This is a genomic window from Pseudomonas sp. MYb327, from assembly GCF_040438925.1.
GTDB lineage: Bacteria > Pseudomonadota > Gammaproteobacteria > Pseudomonadales > Pseudomonadaceae > Aquipseudomonas.
The window spans coordinates 5,516,455-5,535,382 of the sequence record NZ_CP159258.1 but is presented as its reverse complement, the minus strand read 5'-3'; the positions used below and the strand labels follow the sequence as shown (position 1 = coordinate 5,535,382).

The window sequence follows — 18,928 nt, the reverse complement described above, 5'->3', positions numbered from 1 at the left end:
GGCGGTTCAAGCTTTGTCCGCCACCTGCGCCTTGGCGGCCGGCAAGGTGAAACCGGACACCGAGCGCCGCAACTGACTGGCCATTTTCGCCAGGTTGCCAATGCTCTCGGCGGTGGCGGTTGAGCCGGACGAGGTCTGCGAGGTGATCTGCTGGATCACGTTCATCGTCAGGGAAATCTGCCCGGCAGACGACGTCTGTTGCTGAGCGGCGTTGGAAATACTCTGGATCAACGCCGCGAGGGTCTTGGAAACCCCTTCGATTTCTTCCAGTGCCACACCGGCATCCTGCGCCAGACGCGCGCCGCGCACCACTTCGGTGGTGGTCTGCTCCATGGAAATCACCGCTTCATTGGTGTCGGTCTGGATCGCCCGCACCAGGGTTTCGATCTGCCGGGTGGCGGCAGACGAACGCTCGGCCAGCCGTTGCACTTCGTCGGCCACCACCGCAAAACCGCGCCCGGCATCACCGGCCATGGACGCCTGGATGGCCGCGTTGAGGGCAAGGATGTTGGTCTGATCGGCGATGTCATCGATCAGGCTGACAATGTCGCCGATTTCCTGGGAAGACTCGCCGAGGCGCTTGATGCGCTTGGCGGTGTCCTGAATCTGCTCGCGAATATTGTCCATGCCGTGGATGGTGTTGTGCACCACCTCGTTGCCCTTGTTGGCAATCTCCACCGAACGTTCGGCCACCGCCGAGGATTCAGCGGCATTGGCCGACACCTGATCGATGGACTGGGCCATGTCGTTGATCGCGGTGGAGGCCTCGGAAATCTGCTGCGCCTGATGCTCCGAGGCTTGCGCCAGATGCATGGCGGTGGCCTGGGTTTCCTGCACGGCGGCGGCGACCTGGCCGGCGGTGAGGTTGATGGTCGCCACGAGGTCGCGCAGCTGGTCTACGGAATAGTTGATCGAATCGGCGATGGTGCCGGTGAAGTCTTCGGTCACCGAGGCGGTCACCGTCAAGTCGCCATCGGCCAGGTCTTCGATTTCATCGAGCAGGCGCATGATCGCGTTCTGGTTGCGTTCGTTTTTCTCGGCGGTTTCCCGCAGTTGGCGATTGGTTTCGCGCACCATTACCAGGCCAATGAGGATGATCGACATCAGTGCCGCCAGGCCCAGCACATAACCGCCGATGGTGTCGGTCTTGCGCCCGCCGGCAAGGTTTTCGAAGCCGCTGGCCAGGTGCGAAGCTTCGTCAAGCAAGGTTTGCGACAGACTGAAAATGTTGCTTGCAGATTCACGGACCTTGAACAGTTCCGGTGAGGTTTCGAGGATTTCATCGACGGAGCCGGAGACAAATTCGAACAGCTCGGAAATCTCCATCAAGCGTGCACGCGCATCGCGGTCTTCGACCTGGCTGACCCGCAGCGTTGTGTTGCCCTGGAGCATGCCGTTGAGTACCTGGCCGAAACGCGCTGCATCGCGACCGAAGGCGTCGGCCGCCTGCTGCGAACTTTCGTCGCCGGACAGCACGGTATTCACCGCGCCGAGAATCCGCTCGGCCAGCAGCGACTGACGCTGGGCCATGGCCACCTGGCCGGCCGGGGCGCCGCGCTGCAGGAGAATCTCCACTACTTTTTCGTACTCCACCTGCAACTGCGGCACGGTTTCGGCCAGGGTGGCGGCAACCTGATGCAGGGACAACACAGTCTGTTCGCTGGAGAGGATGGCGTCGGTGTTTTTCAGCAGGCGTTCCCAATCCATCTGCACGGCGCGCATTTCCGGGCGCACCTCGGACGGAGCCGGCGGCAGGCCGGTGACCGGGTCGCCTTTTTTCAGATAACTCCAGCGCTGGGCAAAGTCGTTACGCGCATCGCTGAGCAATTTAAATGCCGCGGCCTTGCCGGCGGCAGCTTCGGTGGCGTTCTTGGCGATACGTTGGGACAGCACGCGCAGCTCACCGGCGTGGCCGATGTATTGCTTGTCGTAGGTGGCCTGAGTATTGAGGTACGCGAAGTTGGCGAACAACAGCATGATGAAGATGATCAGTGCGATGAACAGCACGATGATCTGCGACCGACTGCGCGACCCTTCCATTGGCTTGCCTGTTTTTGCTTTTATCATCGGTCTTCGCCTGTTAATCCACGCCCTGTGAAACCTTTCCGAAGAACCTGCGGGAGCGAACCTGCTCGCGATTCAGGCACCGCGGTGTCTCAGGAACACCGCGTTATCGTTCAATCGCGAGCAGGCTCGCTCCCACAGAGTTCCGCGTTTATATCGCGACGTTCATGAACCCCTGCGCCCGCGCCAGCGCAAACGGGCTGAACACCTGCCAGGCCTGCTCTCGCTGAAACTGGCCCTTGATGAACGCCGAAATCGGTCCATTCGAATGATCTGCCGGCTCCAGGCTGTCCTGGGCAAAGTGCTGCAAGCCGAAGACCTCGTCGACCAACAACCCGGCAAACACCTCGTTGTGTTCCACCACCAATACCCGCCGCTGCTTGCGCGCCGCCGAGCCTTCGTGGCCAAAAAAACCGCACAAATCCATGATCGGCAACAAACGGCCACGCAAGTTGGCCACGCCCTTGACCCAGGGCCTGACGCCCGGCACCTGGGTGAAGCGCGGCTCGTGCAGCACTTCACTGACTTCGCCCATGGGGGCGACGTACCAGTGCTCGCCCATACGGAAGCCAATGCCGCTCCAGCTGTCCTGCCGGGTCGGCTGCGACGGCAGATCCGCCGCCAGCAAACGACAGCGCTGGTCGATCTGCAGCAGCAGCTCAAAGGCTGTCAGCGACTCGCTCATGGCCGGACGGTCAACCGGCCAGCACGTTGTTCAGGGTCTTGATCAGGGTTTCTTCGTCGACTGGTTTGGTCAGGTAGTCCTTGGCGCCCTGGCGTGTGCCCCAGACCTTGTCGGTTTCCTGATCCTTGGTGGTGATGATGATCACCGGGATGTGCCCGGTTTCCGGGTCTTTGGTCAACTGACGGGTTGCCTGGAAACCGTTGAGGCCGGGCATGACGATGTCCATCAGCACCGCGTCGGGTTTTTCCTGGCGGGCCAGGGCCACGCCGTCGGCGCCGTTTTCGGCTTTCAGGACTTCATGACCGTGTTTTTCCAGCATGCCAGTCAGTTTGTACATTTCGGTCGGCGAATCATCGACGATCAGAATACGTGCCATGGTCTACCCCATTTTTCTTGTCGACATCCGGCCCGCTGGCCGAGCGTCACTGTGCGTGTCTTACTGCGGCAAAACAGCGGCGAAGCCCGGAACATGGGCCTGGATCGCGTTGAGCAGTTCTTCCTTGCTGAAAGGCTTGGTCAGAAACTGGTCGGAGCCGACGATGCGCCCCTTGGCCTTGTCAAACAGCCCGTCCTTGGACGACAGCATAATCACTGGCGTGGACTTGAATGCACTGTTGTTCTTGATTAAAGCGCATGTCTGATAGCCATCCAGACGCGGCATCATGATGTCGACGAAGATGATGCCGGGGTGATTGTCGGCAATTTTGGCCAGGGCATCGAAACCGTCGATGGCCGTAATGACCTCACATCCCACGTTCTTGAGCAGCGTTTCGGCGGTGCGGCGAATCGTCTTCGAATCGTCGATCACCATGACCTTCAAGGCGCTGGGTTGCTGGTCCATAAATGCTCTGCCGTCGCCTTTGTGAAACAATTTGTCCGTTTGGCCGCTCGAAACCCTTGAACGTCAAGGCCCGGCGCCACTTGGCAGCCTTTTTAGCACAGTCTCCAAACGCAATCTATCGGCCAACCCGGGCAGTGGTTTTTCCTTGACCGGGAACACACTCAGCGCCACTCTGACGCCACTTTTATATGGTCCTTCGGCCTTACCTTCGGTAGGAGCAGGCTTGCTCGCGATGAACACACGGTCTCTCTGAACAACCGCGTCGACTCTATCGCGAGCGAGCTTGCTCCTGCAGATTGATTTCGCCCCTAATTTCGAGGAAACACCCATGAGCGTTCGCGTCGGGATTGTCATGGACCCTATCGCCAGCATCTCCTATAAAAAGGATAGCTCGCTGGCCATGCTGCTGGCCGCACAGAAGCGCGGCTGGGAACTGTTCTATATGGAACAGCGCGACCTGTATCAGGCCGAAGGCCAGGCCCGGGCGCGGATGCGTCCGCTGAAGGTCTTCGCCAATCCGGAAAAATGGTTCGAACTGGAAGCCGAACAGGACTCGCTGCTCAGCGATCTGGACGTGATCCTGATGCGCAAGGATCCGCCGTTCGACATGGAGTTCGTGTACTCCACGTATCTGCTGGAGCAAGCCGAGAGCGCTGGCGTGCTGGTGGTCAACAAGCCGCAGAGCCTGCGTGACTGCAACGAAAAACTGTTCGCCACGCTGTTCCCGCAGTGCACGCCGCCGACCGTGGTCAGCCGCCGCGCCGATGTGCTGCGTGAATTCGCGGCGAAGCATGGCGACGTGATCCTGAAACCGCTGGATGGCATGGGGGGCACCTCGATTTTCCGCCACCGCGCAGGCGATCCGAACCTGTCGGTGATTCTCGAAACGCTGACGGCGCTGGGCACCCAGCAGATTATGGGGCAGGCCTACCTGCCGGCGATCAAGGACGGCGACAAACGCATCCTGATGATCGACGGCGAACCGGTCGATTACTGCCTGGCGCGCATTCCCGCCGCCGGTGAAACCCGTGGCAACCTGGCCGCCGGTGGTCGTGGCGAAGCGCGTCCGCTGACCGAGAAGGATCGCTGGATTGCCGCGCAAGTCGGCCCGACCCTTCGCGAAAAAGGCCTGCTGTTCGTTGGTCTGGATGTGATCGGCGAGCACCTGACCGAAATCAACGTCACCAGCCCGACCTGCATCCGCGAAATCGATAATGCCTTCGGCACCGATATTGGCGGCCTGTTGATGGATGCCATCGATCAGAAGCTCAAGGCTCGTTGATTAGCCAAACCAACATTGCGTTATCATGCGCGGCCTGTGAAAACGCGATGTTGGTTTCCTTGTCATGACACTCCCGTCCGATCTGCCTCCCGAACTCGCCCATGACGGCGTGCGCCCGGCCGATCGCCTCGGTTTTACCCTGTTTCTCGCGGCGCTGGTGCATCTGGCGTTGCTGTTGGGCGTCGGCTTTACCATGGTCGAGCCCAAGCAAATCAGCAAAACCCTGGAAATCACCCTCGCCACCTTCAAAAGCGAAAAGAAGCCTGAAAAAGCCGATTTCCTCGCTCAGGAAAATCAGCAGGGCAGCGGCACCCTGGATAAAAAGGCGATCCCCAAGACCACCGAGGTCGCGCCTTTCCAGGACAACAAAGTACAGAAAGTGACGCCACCGCCAGCCGCCAAGCCTGAAGTCCAGGAAGCGGCGCCGAAGGCCGCCGTGACCACCGTCGCACCGAAACCGAAAAAAGCCGCAGCGCAAACCGAAGAACCCAAACCCGTCACCAAACCCGCCGTGGCCGCGCCGACCTTCGACAGTGAACAGCTGTCCAGTGACATCGCCAGCCTGGAAGCGGAACTGGCCCAGGAACAACAGCTGTATGCCAAACGTCCGCGCATCCACCGCCTGAGCGCCGCCTCGACCATGAAAGACAAGGGCGCCTGGTACAAGGACGAATGGCGCAAGAAGGTCGAGCGTATCGGCAACCTCAATTACCCCGACGAGGCTCGGCGCAAACAGATTTACGGCAACTTGCGGCTGATGGTGTCGATCAACCGCGACGGTTCGCTGTATGAGGTGTTGGTGCTGGAGTCCTCCGGGCAGCCCTTGCTGGATCAGGCGGCTCAACGCATCGTGCGGCTGGCAGCGCCATTTGCGCCGTTTACCGGGGATTTGTCGGATATCGATCGGCTGGAAATCATCCGCACCTGGAAATTTGCGCGCGGCGACCGCCTTTCCAGTAACTGACTGGCCGATATCCAGTAATCGGACTGCCCCATCGCTGGCAAGCCAGCTCCTACAGACTGCGGCAACCTGTAGGAGCTGGCTTGCCAGCGATGGGGCCCTCAAAAGCACATCAAAAAAGCATCCCCAGCTTGTCAGTTCGCCCCTCCAACGCCACACTAGCGCTCATGAAAAACGTCAGCCCCAGCTACCTCAAGCATCACTTCCTGATCGCCATGCCGCATATGGTCGACCCGAACTTTGCGCACACCTTGACCTACATCGTCGAGCACACGGCCAATGGTGCCATGGGGCTGGTGGTCAACCGTCCGCAAGACTTGAACCTGGCCGACATCCTTGAGCAATTGCGCCCGGATATCGAACCTCCAGCGCTTTGCCAACACGTGCCAATTTTCATCGGGGGGCCGGTGCAGACCGATCGCGGATTCGTCCTGCACCCTTCGGGGCAGAGCTTTCAGGCGACCGTTGATCTGGAAGGCGAGCTGTCCCTGTCGACCTCCCAGGACGTGCTGTTCGCCATCGCCGATGGCGTCGGTCCGGCGAAAAGTGTGATTACCCTCGGTTACGCCGGTTGGGAAGCCGGGCAACTGGAAGCCGAACTGGCGCAAAACGCCTGGCTGACTTGCCCGTTCGACGCCGACATCCTGTTCAACACCAGCAGCGAACTGCGCCTCGAAGCGGCGGCCAGGCACCTTGGCGTCAATCTCAGCCTGCTCACCAGCCAGGCGGGGCACGCCTGATGGCCCTGCGGTTGATTCTGGGTTTCGACTACGGCACCAAACAAATCGGCGTGGCGGTCGGCCAGGTCATCACCGGCCAGGCCCGCGAGCTGTGCACCTTGAAAGCACAGAACGGCATTCCCGACTGGGATCAGGTCGAAGCCCTGATTAAAGAGTGGAAACCTGACGCCGTGGTGGTCGGCCTGCCCTTGAACATGGACGGCACCCCCAGCGACATGTGCGCCCGCGCGGAAAAATTCGCCCGGCGCCTGAACGGTCGCTTCAACCTGCCCTTTTATACCCACGATGAACGTCTGACCACCTTTGAGGCCAAGGGCGAACGCCTGGCCCGAGGCGGGCAAAAAGGCAGTTACCGCGACAATCCCGTCGACGCCATCGCCGCCGCCCTGCTGTTGCAAGGCTGGCTCGACGAAAATGGCGCGCTGTTCGAATCCTGATGCACCCAATCCTGAAGAGTCGCGATGCGGCTCTTTTAGTAACAACCCGAGCCACCTCTAGCACAAGCCCGCTCGGGCCAAAGAAGGAGCAACCATGAGCCTGCCCAATCCCGCCGAACTGATCCGCCAGATGGCGACTGATCTCAAGGCACACCTGGAACACCGTGGCATCAGCGAACCGCGCTACATCGGTATCCGCAGCGGCGGCGTCTGGGTCGCCCAGGCCCTGCTGAAAGAGCTGGGCAGCGCTGAACCGCTTGGCACGCTCGACGTTTCCTTCTACCGCGACGATTTCAGCCAGAACGGCCTGCACCCACAAGTGCGCCCGTCGGCCTTGCCGTTCGAGATCGAAGGCCAGCACCTGGTGCTGATCGACGACGTATTGATGAGCGGCCGCACCATCCGTGCCGCCATGAACGAACTCTTCGATTACGGCCGCCCGGCCAGCGTGACGCTGGTGTGCCTGCTGGACCTGGACGCCGGTGAACTGCCGATACGCCCGAACGTGGTCGGCGCGACCCTGTCCCTGGCAGCCCACGAACGGGTGAAGCTGTCCGGTCCGGAGCTTGCGCTCGAAGTGCAAGACCTCGCCCTTTAATTCGCCCTATTGAGAGTCCCCCTCGCGATGACGCCTCTAGAAACCAAGCGCCCGCTGCAGCTCAATGATCAGGGCCAGCTGCGCCACTTCCTCTCGCTCGACGGCTTGCGCCGCGAGTTGCTGACGGAAATCCTCGACACCGCCGACTCGTTCCTCGAAGTCGGCGCCCGGGCGGTGAAGAAAGTCCCGCTGCTGCGCGGCAAGACCGTGTGCAACGTGTTCTTCGAAAACTCCACCCGCACCCGCACCACCTTCGAACTGGCGGCCCAGCGCCTGTCGGCGGACGTGATCACCCTGAACGTCTCGACATCGTCGGCGAGCAAGGGCGAAACACTGCTCGATACCCTGCGCAATCTGGAAGCCATGGCTGCCGACATGTTCGTCGTGCGCCACGGTGACTCCGGTGCCGCGCACTTCATTGCCGAACATGTGTGCCCGCAAGTGGCGATCATCAACGGCGGCGACGGCCGTCATGCGCACCCGACCCAAGGCATGCTCGACATGCTCACGATCCGTCGGCACAAGGGCGGTTTCGAGAATCTTTCGGTGGCCATCGTCGGCGACATCCTGCACTCGCGGGTCGCACGCTCGAACATGCTGGCCCTGAAAACCCTCGGTTGCCCGGACATCCGCGTGATCGCGCCAAAAACTTTGCTGCCGATCGGTATCGAGCAATACGGCGTGAAGGTCTACACCGACATGACCGAAGGCCTGAAAGACGTCGACGTGGTGATCATGCTGCGCCTGCAGCGTGAACGCATGACCGGCGGCCTGTTGCCGAGCGAGGGCGAGTTCTATCGCCTGTTCGGCCTGACCACCGCGCGCCTGGCCGGCGCCAAACCCGATGCCATCGTCATGCACCCGGGGCCGATCAACCGTGGGGTAGAGATTGAGTCGGCGGTGGCCGACGGCCCGCACTCGGTGATCCTCAACCAGGTGACCTACGGCATCGCGATTCGTATGGCCGTTTTGTCCATGGCCATGAGCGGGCAGACAGCACAACGCCAATTCGAGCAGGAGAACGCCCAGTGAAGCTCAGCATTCTCGGCGCCCGCGTCATCGATCCAGCCAGCGGCCTGGATCAAGTCACCGATATCCACATTGAAGCCTGCAAGATCGTCGCCATTGGCGCCGCGCCGGCCGATTTTGTCGCCATCGACACCATCGACGCCCAAGGCCTGGTAGCCGCACCCGGCCTGGTTGACCTCAACGTTGCCCTGCGCGAGCCGGGTTACAGCCGTAAAGGCTCGATCGCCAGCGAAACCCGCGCCGCCGCCGCTGGTGGCGTGACCAGCCTGTGCTGCCCACCGAAGACCAAACCGGTGCTGGACACCTCGGCCGTGGCTGAACTGATCCTCGACCGCGCCCGCGAGGCCGGCAACGCCAAAGTTTTCCCGATCGGCGCCCTGAGCAAAAGCCTGGACGGCGAACAGCTAGCCGAACTGGTCGCGTTGCGCGACGCCGGCTGCGTCGCTTTCGGTAACGGCCTGGAGAGTTTCCGCAACACCCGCACCCTGTGCCGGGCGCTGGAATACGCGGCGACCTTCGACCTGACGGTGATTTTCAACTCTCAGGATCATGACCTGGCGGAAGGCGGTCTGGCCCATGAAGGTCCGACCGCCAGTTTCCTCGGTCTGCCGGGCATTCCGGAAACTGCCGAAACCGTGGCTCTGGCGCGGGATCTGCTGTTGGTCGAGCAAAGCGGCGTGCGCGCGCATTTCAGCCAGCTCACCAGCGCTCGCGGTGTGGCATTGATCGCCCAGGCCCAGGCCCGTGGTTTGAAAGTCACGGCGGATGTCGCCCTGTATCAGTTGATCCTGACTGATGAGGCGCTGATCGATTTCAGCAGCCTCTATCACGTCCAGCCGCCACTGCGCACCCGCGCCGACCGAGAGGGTTTGCGTGCGGCAGTGAAGTCGGGCGTGGTTTCGGCGATTTCCAGCCATCACCAACCCCACGAACGAGACGCCAAACTGGCGCCGTTCGGGGCCACCGAGCCGGGCATCAGCAGCGTTGAACTGCTGTTACCGCTGGCGATGACGCTGGTGGAAGACGGTTTGCTGGACTTGCCAACCCTGCTGGCACGCCTCGGCGCCGGTCCTGCTGAGGCCTTGCGCCTGCCGGCGGGCAAGCTGGCCGTGGGTGGCGCAGCGGATATCGTGCTGTTCGACCCGACGGCTTCGACCGTGGCCGGCGAGAGCTGGCTGTCCAAGGGCGAGAATTGCCCGTTCATGGGGCACAGCCTGCCGGGTGTTGTGCGCTACACCCTGGTGGATGGACGAATCAGCCACCAGGCATAAAACCGCGTCGTCTCAATCGCTAGCAGGGCTAGCCTGCTAGCGATGACTTACTGAAAGGCGCCGCGATTCTGTGCATTTCGAACGGAAACCTGATCATTCAACGTCCAGAAGTCATACAGCACCCCCACGAAGAACAACCCGCCCGTCACCAGGTACAGCAACCCGCTGATCCATTTCCCCTGATACATCCGGTGCACGCCGAACACCCCAAGAAACGTCAGCAGAATCCATGCAACGTTGTATTCGATCGGCCCCGCAGTGAACCGCAAGTCTGCTTCACGGTCCATGGACGGAATCAGGAACAAGTCGATCAGCCAGCCGATGCCCAGCAAACCAAAGGTGAAAAACCAGATCGTTCCGGTCACCGGCTTGCCGTAATAGAAGCGGTGAGCACCGGTAAAACCGAAAATCCACAGCAGATACCCGATCACTTTGCTGTGTGTATCTTGATGTGGAACGGGGGATTGATAGCTGTTCATGGATGACCTCGATTCACACGATAGATAAATATTCTTTAAATCTTTGTGACTTTTTTACGAGCTCCCGACGTATGGCAAATGCTACTTTGTCCCCTGTCGAAGCCCCGTGGCGCCTGCTTTCTGTCCGACAATTGCGTCAATTTGCCGCTTATTTGGTTCCGTTGACCACAAGTTGAATCGACCAACGGCCTCGGAAGGGACAAAAAAGCTGTTATAAAGTTGCGCGTTCACACATACGAGCCCTGCCTAATGCGTTCATTTTTCAAGACATGGCTAACCATTTGCCTTTTGATGCCACTGGCCGCCCACGCCACCAATCGTGAGCAACGTCTTCCAAATGTTAATGGTTACACCCCAAAATCCCATGCTTCTGCTCCATCCAGCAAAAGCAAGAAATCGGTCAAGCTTGCTCCTCAACTGAGCAACAACAGCAGCCTGGTCCCGCCGATGGCGACCAAGGAAAGCAGCAACGTGCTGAGCCGCGCCGTTAACGTCCTCGGTACACCGTACCGTTGGGGAGGCAGCAGCCCGAGCAAAGGTTTCGATTGCAGCGGCCTGGTGAAATACGCGTTCAACGACGCTACGTTTGACCTGCCACGCACCTCCAATGCCATGGCCAGCGGTCACGGCGAGAAAGTCGATCGCGACGACCTGAAGCCGGGCGATCTGATTTTCTTCAACATCAAGAGTCGTCGAGTCAATCACGTTGCCATCTACCTCGGCAACGACCGCTTCATCCACGCGCCACGTCGTGGCAAGTCGGTGAGCATCGACACCTTGAAGAAACCGTATTGGGAAAAGCACTACGTAGTGGCCAAGCGGGTTCTTCCGAAAGAACAAAACGCGATGCGGGTTGTTCAGCGCTGATTTGAAAGCGCCCGCCTGAGGCGGGCACTTGTGGCGAGGGAGCTTGCTCCCGCTCGAGTGCGTAGCGCTCGCACTTTTTGGGGCCGCTTCGCAACCTGCGGGAGCAAGCTCCCTCGCCACAATGCTGTATCCATCCCTCAAAAACTGTCCGGTGAGCGCGCCTTCTCCCGCGCGTGCTCACGACTGACCAGCCCTTTGGTCACCAAGTCCTTCAAGCCCATATCCAGCGTCTGCATCCCCAGCGATCCGCCTGCCTGAATCGATGAGTACATCTGCGCCACCTTGTCTTCGCGGATAAGGTTACGAATCGCCGAAGTCCCGAGCATGATCTCGTGGGCAGCAATGCGTCCGCCGCCGATTTTCTTTACCAGCGTCTGGGACACCACCGCCAGCAACGACTCGGAAAGCATCGACCGCACCATCGATTTCTCATCACCTGGAAACACGTCCACGATCCGGTCGATGGTTTTCGCCGCCGATGTGGTGTGCAGCGTGCCGAACACCAAGTGACCGGTTTCAGCGGCAGTCAGGGCCAGGCGAATGGTTTCCAGATCGCGCATCTCTCCGACCAGGATCACGTCCGGATCTTCCCGCAGGGCCGAACGCAGCGCCGTGGCGAAGCTGCGGGTGTCGCGATGCACCTCGCGCTGATTGATCAGGCATTTGCGTGATTCGTGAACGAACTCGATGGGGTCTTCGATCGTGAGGATATGGTGATGGCGATGGTTGCTCAGATGATCGATCATCGCCGCCAGCGTCGTGGACTTGCCGGAACCGGTGGGGCCGGTCACCAGCACCAGCCCCCGGGGCGCATCGGTCATCTTGCGAAACACATCGCCCATCCCCAGTTCATCCATGCTCAGGACTCTGGAGGGAATCGTACGGAAGACCGCACCAGCACCGCGACTCTGGTTGAACGCATTGACCCGAAAGCGTGCCACGCCGGGCACTTCAAAGGAAAAGTCGGTTTCCAGATGCTTTTCGAAGTCGACCCGCTGGGTGTCGTTCATGATGTCGTAGATCAGCGCCTGCACTTCTTTGTGGTCCAGGGCCGGCAGATTGATCCGCCGAACATCGCCATCGACGCGAATCATCGGTGGCAAGCCGGCGGACAGATGCAGATCGGAAGCTCCTTGTTTTGCGCTGAACGCCAGCAGCTCAGTGATATCCATAGCACTCCTCAATTCCAGTAGAATGCCGCCAACCTTCAGACCGTTGGCGCCTCTTGATGTCCACCATAGCAGACAACATTTCACTGGTTAGTTCGCGCATACACGCGGCAACAATCGCCGCCAACCGCGCCGAAAACAGCGTCCAGCTGCTGGCCGTGAGCAAGACCAAGCCCGCACAAGCCCTGCGCGAAGCCTATGCCGCCGGCCTGCGCGACTTTGGCGAGAACTACTTGCAGGAGGCCTTGGGCAAGCAGCTCGAATTGGCCGACCTGCCCTTGATCTGGCACTTCATCGGCCCCATTCAATCGAACAAGACTCGCGCCATCGCCGAGCACTTCGACTGGGTGCATTCCGTGGATCGTCTGAAAATCGCACAACGCTTGTCCGAACAACGTCCCGCCGATTTGCCACCGTTGAATATCTGCATCCAGGTCAACGTCAGCGGTGAAGCCAGTAAGTCCGGCTGTACTCCGGCCGACCTGCCAGCCCTGGCCAACGCCATCAGTGAACTGCCGCACCTGAAGTTGCGCGGGTTGATGGCCATTCCCGAGCCGACCGAAGATCGCGCCGTCCAGGATGCCGCTTTCGCGGCCGTGCAAAGCCTGCAAGCCAGCCTGAACCTGCCACTCGACACACTTTCCATGGGCATGAGCCACGACCTCGAATCGGCCATTGCCATGGGCGCCACGTGGGTTCGCATCGGAACAGCCCTGTTCGGCGCTCGCGGCTCTCAACAAATGCATAGCCAACCATGATCCATGGCTGACTCTTCTGTTTATAAGGATCTGACATGAGCAAGACTCGAATTGCCTTTATCGGTGCCGGCAACATGGCGGCCAGTTTGATCGGCGGCCTGCGGGCCAAAGGTCTGGACGCCGCGCAGATCCGCGCCAGCGATCCGGGTGAAGAAACCCGTGCGCGCGTCAAGGCCGAGCACGGTATCGAGGTATTCGCCGATAACGCCGAAGCCATCCAGGACGCCGACCTGATCGTACTAGCGGTCAAACCCCAGGCGATGAAAGCCGTTTGCGAGGCGATCCGCCCAAGTCTCAAACCGAATCAACTGGTGGTGTCGATTGCCGCCGGCATCACCTGCGCCAGCATGAACAATTGGCTCGGCGCCCAGCCGATCGTGCGCTGCATGCCCAACACGCCGGCGCTGCTGCGTCAGGGTGTGAGCGGCTTGTTCGCCACCGCCGAAGTGAATGCCGATCAGCGCCAGCAAGCGCAAGAGCTGCTGTCCGCCGTGGGCATCGCCTTGTGGTTGACCGAAGAGCAGCAACTGGACGCGGTCACCGCCGTGTCCGGCTCCGGTCCGGCGTACTTCTTCCTGCTGATCGAAGCCATGACCGCCGCCGGGGTGAAACTCGGACTGCCGGCGGACATCGCCGCGCAACTGACCCTGCAAACTGCCTTGGGCGCCGCGCACATGGCCGTGGCCAGCGATGTCGACGCCGCTGAACTGCGTCGCCGCGTGACTTCGCCTGCGGGCACAACGGAAGCCGCCATCAAGTCGTTCCAGGCCGACGGTTTTGAAGCATTGGTAGAAAAAGCACTCGGCGCCGCCGCGCACCGCTCCGCCGAAATGGCTGAGCAACTCGGCCGCTAATCAGCTCTTACAAAGGAATCAATAATGCTCGGACTCAATGACGCTGCCATTTTTGTGATTCAAACCCTGGGCAGCCTGTATCTGCTGATCGTGCTGTTGCGCTTTATCCTGCAACTGGTGCGGGCGAACTTCTACAACCCGCTCTGCCAATTCGCCGTGAAGGCCACTCAACCGCTACTCAAGCCGCTGCGCCGGGTTATCCCGAGCATGTTCGGGCTGGACATGTCGTCGCTGGTACTGGCGTTGATCGTACAAATGGCGCTGTTCGCGGTCATCCTGCTGCTCAGCGGCTACTCGGTCGACGTGCTGTTCCTCGTTCCGTGGGCGTTGATCGGCATTTTCGCGCTGTTTTTGAAAATCCTGTTCTGGGCGATGATCATCAGCGTGATCCTGTCCTGGGTCGCGCCGGGCAGTCATAACCCGGGCGCAGAACTGGTGCAGCAGATCACTGAGCCGGTACTCGCGCCGTTCCGCCGGATCATCCCGAACCTTGGCGGCCTCGACATCTCGCCAATCTTCGCCTTCATTGCGCTGCAATTGCTGCAGAGCTGGCTGATCCCGCGCCTTGCTTACTACGCGCTGATGCCGAAGGAATTGTTCGGGCTGATTTGATTCTGTTGCGACAGCCTGGTTGACCGAGTCATCGTTCATCGTTCATCGCCAGCAAGCCGGCTCCTACAGGTCGCGTTCATTCCGCGACCGCCACATCCCTTGTAGGAGCTGGCTTGCCAGCGATCCGGACAACGTGGTCCGTCAGGCTCTCCGCCTCGCCAGCAAGCCGGCTCCTGCAGAGGGAAAGCGTTAGCTTGCTGCTAAAGGCAGCGGTCTTTAGACTTACGCCTCATTTCAACGAGAGCAGGGTCGATGCCAGCTGCCTTTTCCCCCGATTCTGTTGGTCTGGTGACGCCGCAAGTGGCGCACTTCAGCGAACCCCTGGCATTGGCCTGCGGTCGCTCGCTTCCAGCCTATGACCTGATTTACGAGACCTACGGCACGCTGAACGCCTCGGCGAGCAACGCCGTGCTGATTTGCCACGCCTTGTCCGGCCACCATCACGCGGCGGGATACCACAGCGCCGACGACCGCAAACCCGGCTGGTGGGACAGCTGCATCGGTCCCGGCAAGCCAATCGACACCAGCAAATTCTTCGTGGTCAGCCTGAACAACCTCGGCGGCTGCAATGGCTCCACCGGCCCGAGCAGCATTAACCCGGAAACCGGCAAACCGTTCGGCGCCGACTTCCCGGTGCTGACGGTGGAAGACTGGGTGCACAGCCAGGCGCGCCTGGCCGACCTGCTCGGCATTGGCCAATGGGCCGCCGTCATCGGCGGCAGCCTGGGTGGCATGCAAGCCTTGCAGTGGACCATCACCTACCCGGACCGCGTGCGGCACTGCCTGGCCATCGCCTCGGCGCCCAAGTTGTCGGCGCAGAACATTGCGTTCAACGAAGTGGCGCGCCAGGCGATTCTCACCGACCCCGAGTTCCACGGCGGTTCGTTCCAGGAACAAGGCGTGATTCCCAAGCGCGGACTGATGCTGGCGCGGATGGTCGGGCATATCACTTACCTGTCCGACGACTCCATGGGTGAGAAATTCGGTCGCGGCCTGAAAAGCGAGAAGCTCAACTACGACTTCCACAGCGTCGAATTCCAGGTTGAAAGCTACTTGCGCTATCAAGGCGAAGAGTTCTCCGGACGCTTTGACGCCAATACGTATCTGTTGATGACTAAAGCGTTGGACTACTTCGATCCAGCGGCGAACTTCGACGATAACCTGGCCAAAACCTTCGAAGGCGCAAAAGCCAGGTTCTGCGTGATGTCGTTCACCACCGACTGGCGCTTTTCCCCTGCTCGCTCCCGGGAACTGGTGGATGCCCTGATGGCCGCGCGCAAGGACGTCTGCTACCTGGAAATCGACGCGCCACAGGGCCATGACGCCTTCCTGATTCCGATCCCGCGTTATTTGCAGGCATTCGGCAATTACATGAACCGCATTTCGCTTTGAGGAAGACATGAGAGCTGATCTGGAAATCATCCAGGAATGGATCCCCGCCGGCAGCCGCGTGCTCGACCTCGGGTGCGGCGATGGCGAACTGCTGACCTGGCTGCGCGATAACAAGCAGGTCACCGGTTATGGCCTGGAAAACGACGCGGACAACATCGCCGAGTGCGTGGCCAAGGGCATCAACGTCATCGAACAGGACCTGGACAAGGGCCTGGGCAATTTTGCCAGCAACAGTTTTGACATCGTGGTCATGACCCAGGCACTGCAAGCGGTGCACTACCCGGACAAGATCCTCGACGAAATGCTCCGGGTCGGCCGCCAATGCATCATCACCTTCCCCAACTTCGGTCACTGGCGTTGCCGCTGGTACCTGGCGAGCAAGGGACGGATGCCGGTTTCCGAGTTCCTGCCGTACACCTGGTACAACACGCCGAACATCCACTTCTGCACCTTCGAAGACTTTGAAGAACTTTGTCGCGAACGTGAAGCCAAGGTCATTGATCGGCTTGCCGTGGATCAACAGCATCGGCACGGGTGGGCCAGTAAGCTATGGCCTAATCTGTTAGGTGAGATCGGCATTTACCGCGTCAGCAGCCCGGGGCTTGCAGACCACAAGGTCGCGGTCTGAATCACCACTTTTCGAGGAGAATGATCATGGGTCGTCTAGCGCTGCTTTTGCTTACCGCCTGCCTGAGCGTCACCGCCATGGCCGCAGATGCCATCAAAGGTGAACGCCAGGAAAAATTCGGCGATGTGACGGTGCACTACAACACGTTCAACTCCACCTTCCTGACGCCGGATATCGCCAAAGCCGCGGAGCTCACCCGTAGCAAGAACCAGGGCGTGATCAACATTTCGGTGATCAAGGACGGCAAGCCGCAGATGGCCCAGGTCAGCGGTACGATCAAAGACCTGACCAGCCAGAGCGTGAACCTGAACTTCCGCCAGATCACCGAACAAGGCGCGATCTACTACATCGCCCAGTTCCCGGTGGATCAGCAGGAAACCCGCACCTTCGACATCAAGGTGCAGACCGGTGACAAAATCAACACCATCAATTTCAACCAAGAGCTCTTTCCCGGCGAATGATCAATTTCACGCAACTCGTATTGGCCAGCCATAACGCCGGCAAACTCAAGGAACTCCAGGCCATGCTCGGCGACTCGGTGCAACTGCGCTCGATCGGCGAGTTCAGCCAGGTCGAGCCTGAAGAAACCGGCCTGTCGTTCGTCGAGAACGCCATCCTCAAGGCGCGCAATGCCGCGCGCATCTCCGGTTTGCCGGCCTTGGCCGATGATTCCGGGCTGGCGGTGGATTTCCTTGGCGGTGCGCCGGGCATCTACTCGGCGCGTTACGCCGACGGCAAGGGCGATGCGGCGAACAACGCCAAATTGCTCGACGTACTGAAGGATGTGCCTGAAGCCGAGCGCGGTGCGCAGTTCGTCTGCGTACTGGCGCTGGTACGGCATGCCGACGATCCGCTGCCGATTCTCTGCGAAGGTCTGTGGCACGGGCGCATCCTGACCCAGGCCAGCGGCGAACACGGTTTTGGTTACGACCCGTTGTTCTGGGTCCCGGAGCGCGATTGCTCCAGCGCCGAACTGAGCCCGGGCGACAAGAACCAGATCAGTCACCGCGCCCGTGCAATGGATCTGCTGCGCCAGCGTCTGGGCTTGAAATGACCGTTGAATCATCCGCGTCGCCGCTGATCTTCGGCGGCGACGCTCAATCGCCTCGGGCCGCCCTTTCTGTGCTGCCGCCCCTGGCGCTGTACATCCACATTCCGTGGTGCGTACGCAAATGCCCTTATTGTGACTTCAACTCCCACACCGCCAGCCCTGTGCTGCCGGAAGAAGAGTATGTAGATGCGTTGCTGGCTGACCTCGATCAGGACCTGCATGCCGTTTATGGCCGCCAACTGAGCTCGATTTTCTTCGGTGGCGGCACGCCAAGCCTGTTCAGTGCCGAAGCCTTGGGCCGTTTGCTCAAGGGCGTGGAACAGCGCATTGCGTTTGCCAGCGACATCGAAATCACCCTGGAGGCCAATCCGGGGACGTTCGAGCAAGACAAGTTCGTGGCGTACCGGAAACTGGGGATCAATCGGCTGTCGATTGGCATCCAGAGTTTTCAGCAGGAAAAACTGCAGGCCTTGGGCCGCATCCACAACGGCGACGAAGCGGTGCGAGCCGCCGGCATGGCGCGCCAGGCCGGGTTCGATAACTTCAACCTGGACTTGATGCATGGTTTGCCGAATCAGACTCTGGACGATGCCCTGGCCGATCTGCGCACCGCCATCGCCCTGAAACCCACGCACCTGTCTTGGTACCAACTGACCCTGGAACCGAACACCGTGTTCTGGAACCAGCCGCCGACGCTGCCGGAAGACGACACGCTGTGGGACATTCAGGAAGCCGGTCAGGCGCTGCTCGCCGAGCACGGTTACGCGCAGTACGAAGTCTCGGCCTATGCCCAGCCGGGGCGTCCGGCGCGGCATAACCTCAATTACTGGAGTTTCGGCGACTTCATCGGCATCGGCGCCGGCGCCCACGGCAAACTCAGCCATCCGGACGGGCGCATTATCCGCACCTGGAAGACCCGCCTGCCGAAGGATTACCTAAACCCGGCAAAAAACTTCAAGGCGGGCGAGAAAGCCCTGACCAACGACGAAATGCCGTTCGAGTTCCTGATGAACGCTTTGCGCCTGACTGATGGTGTCGAATCGCGGCTATATCCGGAACGCACCGGACTGTCGCTGGAAAGCCTTGCCGAAGCTCGTCGCGAAGCCGAACAAAGCGGCCTGTTGCAGGTCGAACCGTCACGTCTGGCGGCCACCGAGCGCGGACAACTCTTCCTCAACGACTTGCTGCAGAAATTTCTGACATAAGGAAA

General features: G+C 60.4%; 22 protein-coding genes. 16 read left to right on the top strand and 6 right to left on the bottom strand.

Translation table 11 applies throughout. The features are described 5' to 3' along the window. Positions 1 to 6 precede the first annotated feature (6 nt). From ABVN21_RS25035 to pilG, 4 genes are all read right to left on the bottom strand, one after another. Positions 7 to 2,040: a methyl-accepting chemotaxis protein gene (locus tag ABVN21_RS25035; protein WP_339556714.1), complete on the bottom strand. Its 2,034-nt coding sequence runs from the start codon at positions 2,038 to 2,040 to the stop codon at positions 7 to 9. Between the two features lie 175 nt (positions 2,041 to 2,215). Continuing rightward, entirely contained in the window at positions 2,216 to 2,749 is a 534-nt protein-coding gene (locus ABVN21_RS25030; protein ID WP_339556711.1) for a chemotaxis protein CheW, read from the bottom strand. Positions 2,750 to 2,759: 10 nt separating this feature from the next. Next, positions 2,760 to 3,125, bottom strand: coding sequence for a twitching motility response regulator PilH (pilH, locus tag ABVN21_RS25025; protein ID WP_008068134.1), 366 nt, complete (start codon positions 3,123 to 3,125; stop codon positions 2,760 to 2,762). Positions 3,126 to 3,185: 60 nt separating this feature from the next. After that, positions 3,186 to 3,590 carry a twitching motility response regulator PilG gene (gene pilG / locus ABVN21_RS25020; protein WP_034147542.1) on the bottom strand — a complete coding sequence of 135 codons (405 nt, stop codon included), beginning with the start codon at positions 3,588 to 3,590 and terminating at the stop codon, positions 3,186 to 3,188. 328 nt (positions 3,591 to 3,918) lie between these two features. Here pilG and gshB point away from each other — a divergent pair, with 328 nt between their 5' ends. From gshB to ABVN21_RS24985, 7 genes are all read left to right on the top strand, one after another. Then, on the top strand, positions 3,919 to 4,872 hold the full coding sequence (gshB, locus tag ABVN21_RS25015) for a glutathione synthase (protein ID WP_339556712.1): 954 nt from the start codon (positions 3,919 to 3,921) through the stop codon (positions 4,870 to 4,872). A gap of 64 nt (positions 4,873 to 4,936) precedes the next feature. Then, complete coding sequence (locus ABVN21_RS25010) at positions 4,937 to 5,836, top strand: energy transducer TonB (protein ID WP_339556713.1); 900 nt, start codon at positions 4,937 to 4,939, stop codon at positions 5,834 to 5,836. Positions 5,837 to 6,000: 164 nt separating this feature from the next. Further along, entirely contained in the window at positions 6,001 to 6,573 is a 573-nt protein-coding gene (locus ABVN21_RS25005) for a YqgE/AlgH family protein (RefSeq protein WP_034147545.1), read from the top strand. Then, on the top strand, positions 6,573 to 7,010 hold the full coding sequence (gene ruvX, locus ABVN21_RS25000) for a Holliday junction resolvase RuvX (protein ID WP_034147546.1): 438 nt from the start codon (positions 6,573 to 6,575) through the stop codon (positions 7,008 to 7,010). Before ABVN21_RS25005 ends, ruvX begins: the two co-directional genes overlap by 1 nt. Positions 7,011 to 7,104: 94 nt before the next feature. After that, positions 7,105 to 7,608, top strand: coding sequence for a bifunctional pyr operon transcriptional regulator/uracil phosphoribosyltransferase PyrR (gene pyrR / locus ABVN21_RS24995; RefSeq protein ID WP_034147547.1), 504 nt, complete (start codon positions 7,105 to 7,107; stop codon positions 7,606 to 7,608). 27 nt (positions 7,609 to 7,635) lie between these two features. Then, positions 7,636 to 8,640 (top strand): aspartate carbamoyltransferase catalytic subunit, encoded by a 1,005-nt coding sequence (locus ABVN21_RS24990; RefSeq protein ID WP_007939362.1) that lies wholly within the window; start codon positions 7,636 to 7,638, stop codon positions 8,638 to 8,640. Then, entirely contained in the window at positions 8,637 to 9,908 is a 1,272-nt protein-coding gene (locus ABVN21_RS24985; protein ID WP_339556561.1) for a dihydroorotase, read from the top strand. The genes ABVN21_RS24990 and ABVN21_RS24985 overlap by 4 nt, the downstream gene beginning before the upstream one ends. A gap of 47 nt (positions 9,909 to 9,955) precedes the next feature. On the opposite strand, the gene ABVN21_RS24980 is transcribed toward ABVN21_RS24985, so the two are convergent. Continuing rightward, positions 9,956 to 10,387 carry a TM2 domain-containing protein gene (locus ABVN21_RS24980; protein WP_339556560.1) on the bottom strand — a complete coding sequence of 144 codons (432 nt, stop codon included), beginning with the start codon at positions 10,385 to 10,387 and terminating at the stop codon, positions 9,956 to 9,958. Between the two features lie 249 nt (positions 10,388 to 10,636). Between ABVN21_RS24980 and ABVN21_RS24975 the strand changes: the two genes are divergently transcribed. After that, positions 10,637 to 11,254, top strand: a complete 618-nt coding sequence (locus ABVN21_RS24975) for a C40 family peptidase (RefSeq protein ID WP_339556559.1) — start codon at positions 10,637 to 10,639, stop codon at positions 11,252 to 11,254. A gap of 137 nt (positions 11,255 to 11,391) precedes the next feature. Here ABVN21_RS24975 and ABVN21_RS24970 read toward each other — a convergent pair whose 3' ends face one another. Next, positions 11,392 to 12,426, bottom strand: coding sequence for a type IV pilus twitching motility protein PilT (locus ABVN21_RS24970; protein ID WP_339556558.1), 1,035 nt, complete (start codon positions 12,424 to 12,426; stop codon positions 11,392 to 11,394). Positions 12,427 to 12,482: 56 nt separating this feature from the next. Here ABVN21_RS24970 and ABVN21_RS24965 point away from each other — a divergent pair, with 56 nt between their 5' ends. The 8 genes from ABVN21_RS24965 (at position 12,483) to hemW (ending at position 18,923) form a co-directional block, all read left to right on the top strand. Next, on the top strand, positions 12,483 to 13,181 hold the full coding sequence (locus ABVN21_RS24965; RefSeq protein WP_339556557.1) for a YggS family pyridoxal phosphate-dependent enzyme: 699 nt from the start codon (positions 12,483 to 12,485) through the stop codon (positions 13,179 to 13,181). A gap of 35 nt (positions 13,182 to 13,216) precedes the next feature. Next, positions 13,217 to 14,035, top strand: coding sequence for a pyrroline-5-carboxylate reductase (gene proC, locus ABVN21_RS24960; protein WP_339556556.1), 819 nt, complete (start codon positions 13,217 to 13,219; stop codon positions 14,033 to 14,035). Between the two features lie 24 nt (positions 14,036 to 14,059). Next, a complete protein-coding gene (locus tag ABVN21_RS24955; protein ID WP_339556555.1) occupies positions 14,060 to 14,647 on the top strand; it encodes a YggT family protein in 588 nt (195 codons plus the stop codon). A 252-nt stretch (positions 14,648 to 14,899) separates the two neighbouring features. Beyond that, positions 14,900 to 16,039 (top strand): homoserine O-acetyltransferase, encoded by a 1,140-nt coding sequence (locus ABVN21_RS24950; protein ID WP_339556554.1) that lies wholly within the window; start codon positions 14,900 to 14,902, stop codon positions 16,037 to 16,039. A 7-nt stretch (positions 16,040 to 16,046) separates the two neighbouring features. After that, a complete protein-coding gene (gene metW, locus ABVN21_RS24945) occupies positions 16,047 to 16,667 on the top strand; it encodes a methionine biosynthesis protein MetW (protein ID WP_339556553.1) in 621 nt (206 codons plus the stop codon). A gap of 26 nt (positions 16,668 to 16,693) precedes the next feature. Further along, a complete protein-coding gene (locus ABVN21_RS24940; RefSeq protein WP_339556552.1) occupies positions 16,694 to 17,128 on the top strand; it encodes a DUF4426 domain-containing protein in 435 nt (144 codons plus the stop codon). Continuing rightward, positions 17,125 to 17,721 carry an RdgB/HAM1 family non-canonical purine NTP pyrophosphatase gene (rdgB, locus tag ABVN21_RS24935; RefSeq protein ID WP_339556551.1) on the top strand — a complete coding sequence of 199 codons (597 nt, stop codon included), beginning with the start codon at positions 17,125 to 17,127 and terminating at the stop codon, positions 17,719 to 17,721. Before ABVN21_RS24940 ends, rdgB begins: the two co-directional genes overlap by 4 nt. Continuing rightward, positions 17,718 to 18,923: a radical SAM family heme chaperone HemW gene (gene hemW, locus ABVN21_RS24930; protein WP_339556550.1), complete on the top strand. Its 1,206-nt coding sequence runs from the start codon at positions 17,718 to 17,720 to the stop codon at positions 18,921 to 18,923. Before rdgB ends, hemW begins: the two co-directional genes overlap by 4 nt. Positions 18,924 to 18,928 lie beyond the last annotated feature (5 nt).

Excerpts from the sequence above, each read along its gene's own strand:
- ABVN21_RS25035 (WP_339556714.1), bottom strand. The coding sequence starts at position 2,040 with ATGGAAGGGTCGCGCAGTCGGTCGCAGATCATCGTGCTGTTCATCGCA.
- ABVN21_RS25030 (WP_339556711.1), bottom strand. The coding sequence starts at position 2,749 with ATGAGCGAGTCGCTGACAGCCTTTGAGCTGCTGCTGCAGATCGACCAG.
- pilH (WP_008068134.1), bottom strand. The coding sequence starts at position 3,125 with ATGGCACGTATTCTGATCGTCGATGATTCGCCGACCGAAATGTACAAA.
- pilG (WP_034147542.1), bottom strand. The coding sequence starts at position 3,590 with ATGGACCAGCAACCCAGCGCCTTGAAGGTCATGGTGATCGACGATTCG.
- gshB (WP_339556712.1), top strand. The coding sequence starts at position 3,919 with ATGAGCGTTCGCGTCGGGATTGTCATGGACCCTATCGCCAGCATCTCC.
- ABVN21_RS25010 (WP_339556713.1), top strand. The coding sequence starts at position 4,937 with ATGACACTCCCGTCCGATCTGCCTCCCGAACTCGCCCATGACGGCGTG.
- ABVN21_RS25005 (WP_034147545.1), top strand. The coding sequence starts at position 6,001 with ATGAAAAACGTCAGCCCCAGCTACCTCAAGCATCACTTCCTGATCGCC.
- ruvX (WP_034147546.1), top strand. The coding sequence starts at position 6,573 with ATGGCCCTGCGGTTGATTCTGGGTTTCGACTACGGCACCAAACAAATC.
- pyrR (WP_034147547.1), top strand. The coding sequence starts at position 7,105 with ATGAGCCTGCCCAATCCCGCCGAACTGATCCGCCAGATGGCGACTGAT.
- ABVN21_RS24990 (WP_007939362.1), top strand. The coding sequence starts at position 7,636 with ATGACGCCTCTAGAAACCAAGCGCCCGCTGCAGCTCAATGATCAGGGC.
- ABVN21_RS24980 (WP_339556560.1), bottom strand. The coding sequence starts at position 10,387 with ATGAACAGCTATCAATCCCCCGTTCCACATCAAGATACACACAGCAAA.
- ABVN21_RS24975 (WP_339556559.1), top strand. The coding sequence starts at position 10,637 with ATGCGTTCATTTTTCAAGACATGGCTAACCATTTGCCTTTTGATGCCA.
- ABVN21_RS24970 (WP_339556558.1), bottom strand. The coding sequence starts at position 12,426 with ATGGATATCACTGAGCTGCTGGCGTTCAGCGCAAAACAAGGAGCTTCC.
- ABVN21_RS24965 (WP_339556557.1), top strand. The coding sequence starts at position 12,483 with ATGTCCACCATAGCAGACAACATTTCACTGGTTAGTTCGCGCATACAC.
- proC (WP_339556556.1), top strand. The coding sequence starts at position 13,217 with ATGAGCAAGACTCGAATTGCCTTTATCGGTGCCGGCAACATGGCGGCC.
- ABVN21_RS24955 (WP_339556555.1), top strand. The coding sequence starts at position 14,060 with ATGCTCGGACTCAATGACGCTGCCATTTTTGTGATTCAAACCCTGGGC.
- ABVN21_RS24950 (WP_339556554.1), top strand. The coding sequence starts at position 14,900 with ATGCCAGCTGCCTTTTCCCCCGATTCTGTTGGTCTGGTGACGCCGCAA.
- metW (WP_339556553.1), top strand. The coding sequence starts at position 16,047 with ATGAGAGCTGATCTGGAAATCATCCAGGAATGGATCCCCGCCGGCAGC.
- ABVN21_RS24940 (WP_339556552.1), top strand. The coding sequence starts at position 16,694 with ATGGGTCGTCTAGCGCTGCTTTTGCTTACCGCCTGCCTGAGCGTCACC.
- rdgB (WP_339556551.1), top strand. The coding sequence starts at position 17,125 with ATGATCAATTTCACGCAACTCGTATTGGCCAGCCATAACGCCGGCAAA.
- hemW (WP_339556550.1), top strand. The coding sequence starts at position 17,718 with ATGACCGTTGAATCATCCGCGTCGCCGCTGATCTTCGGCGGCGACGCT.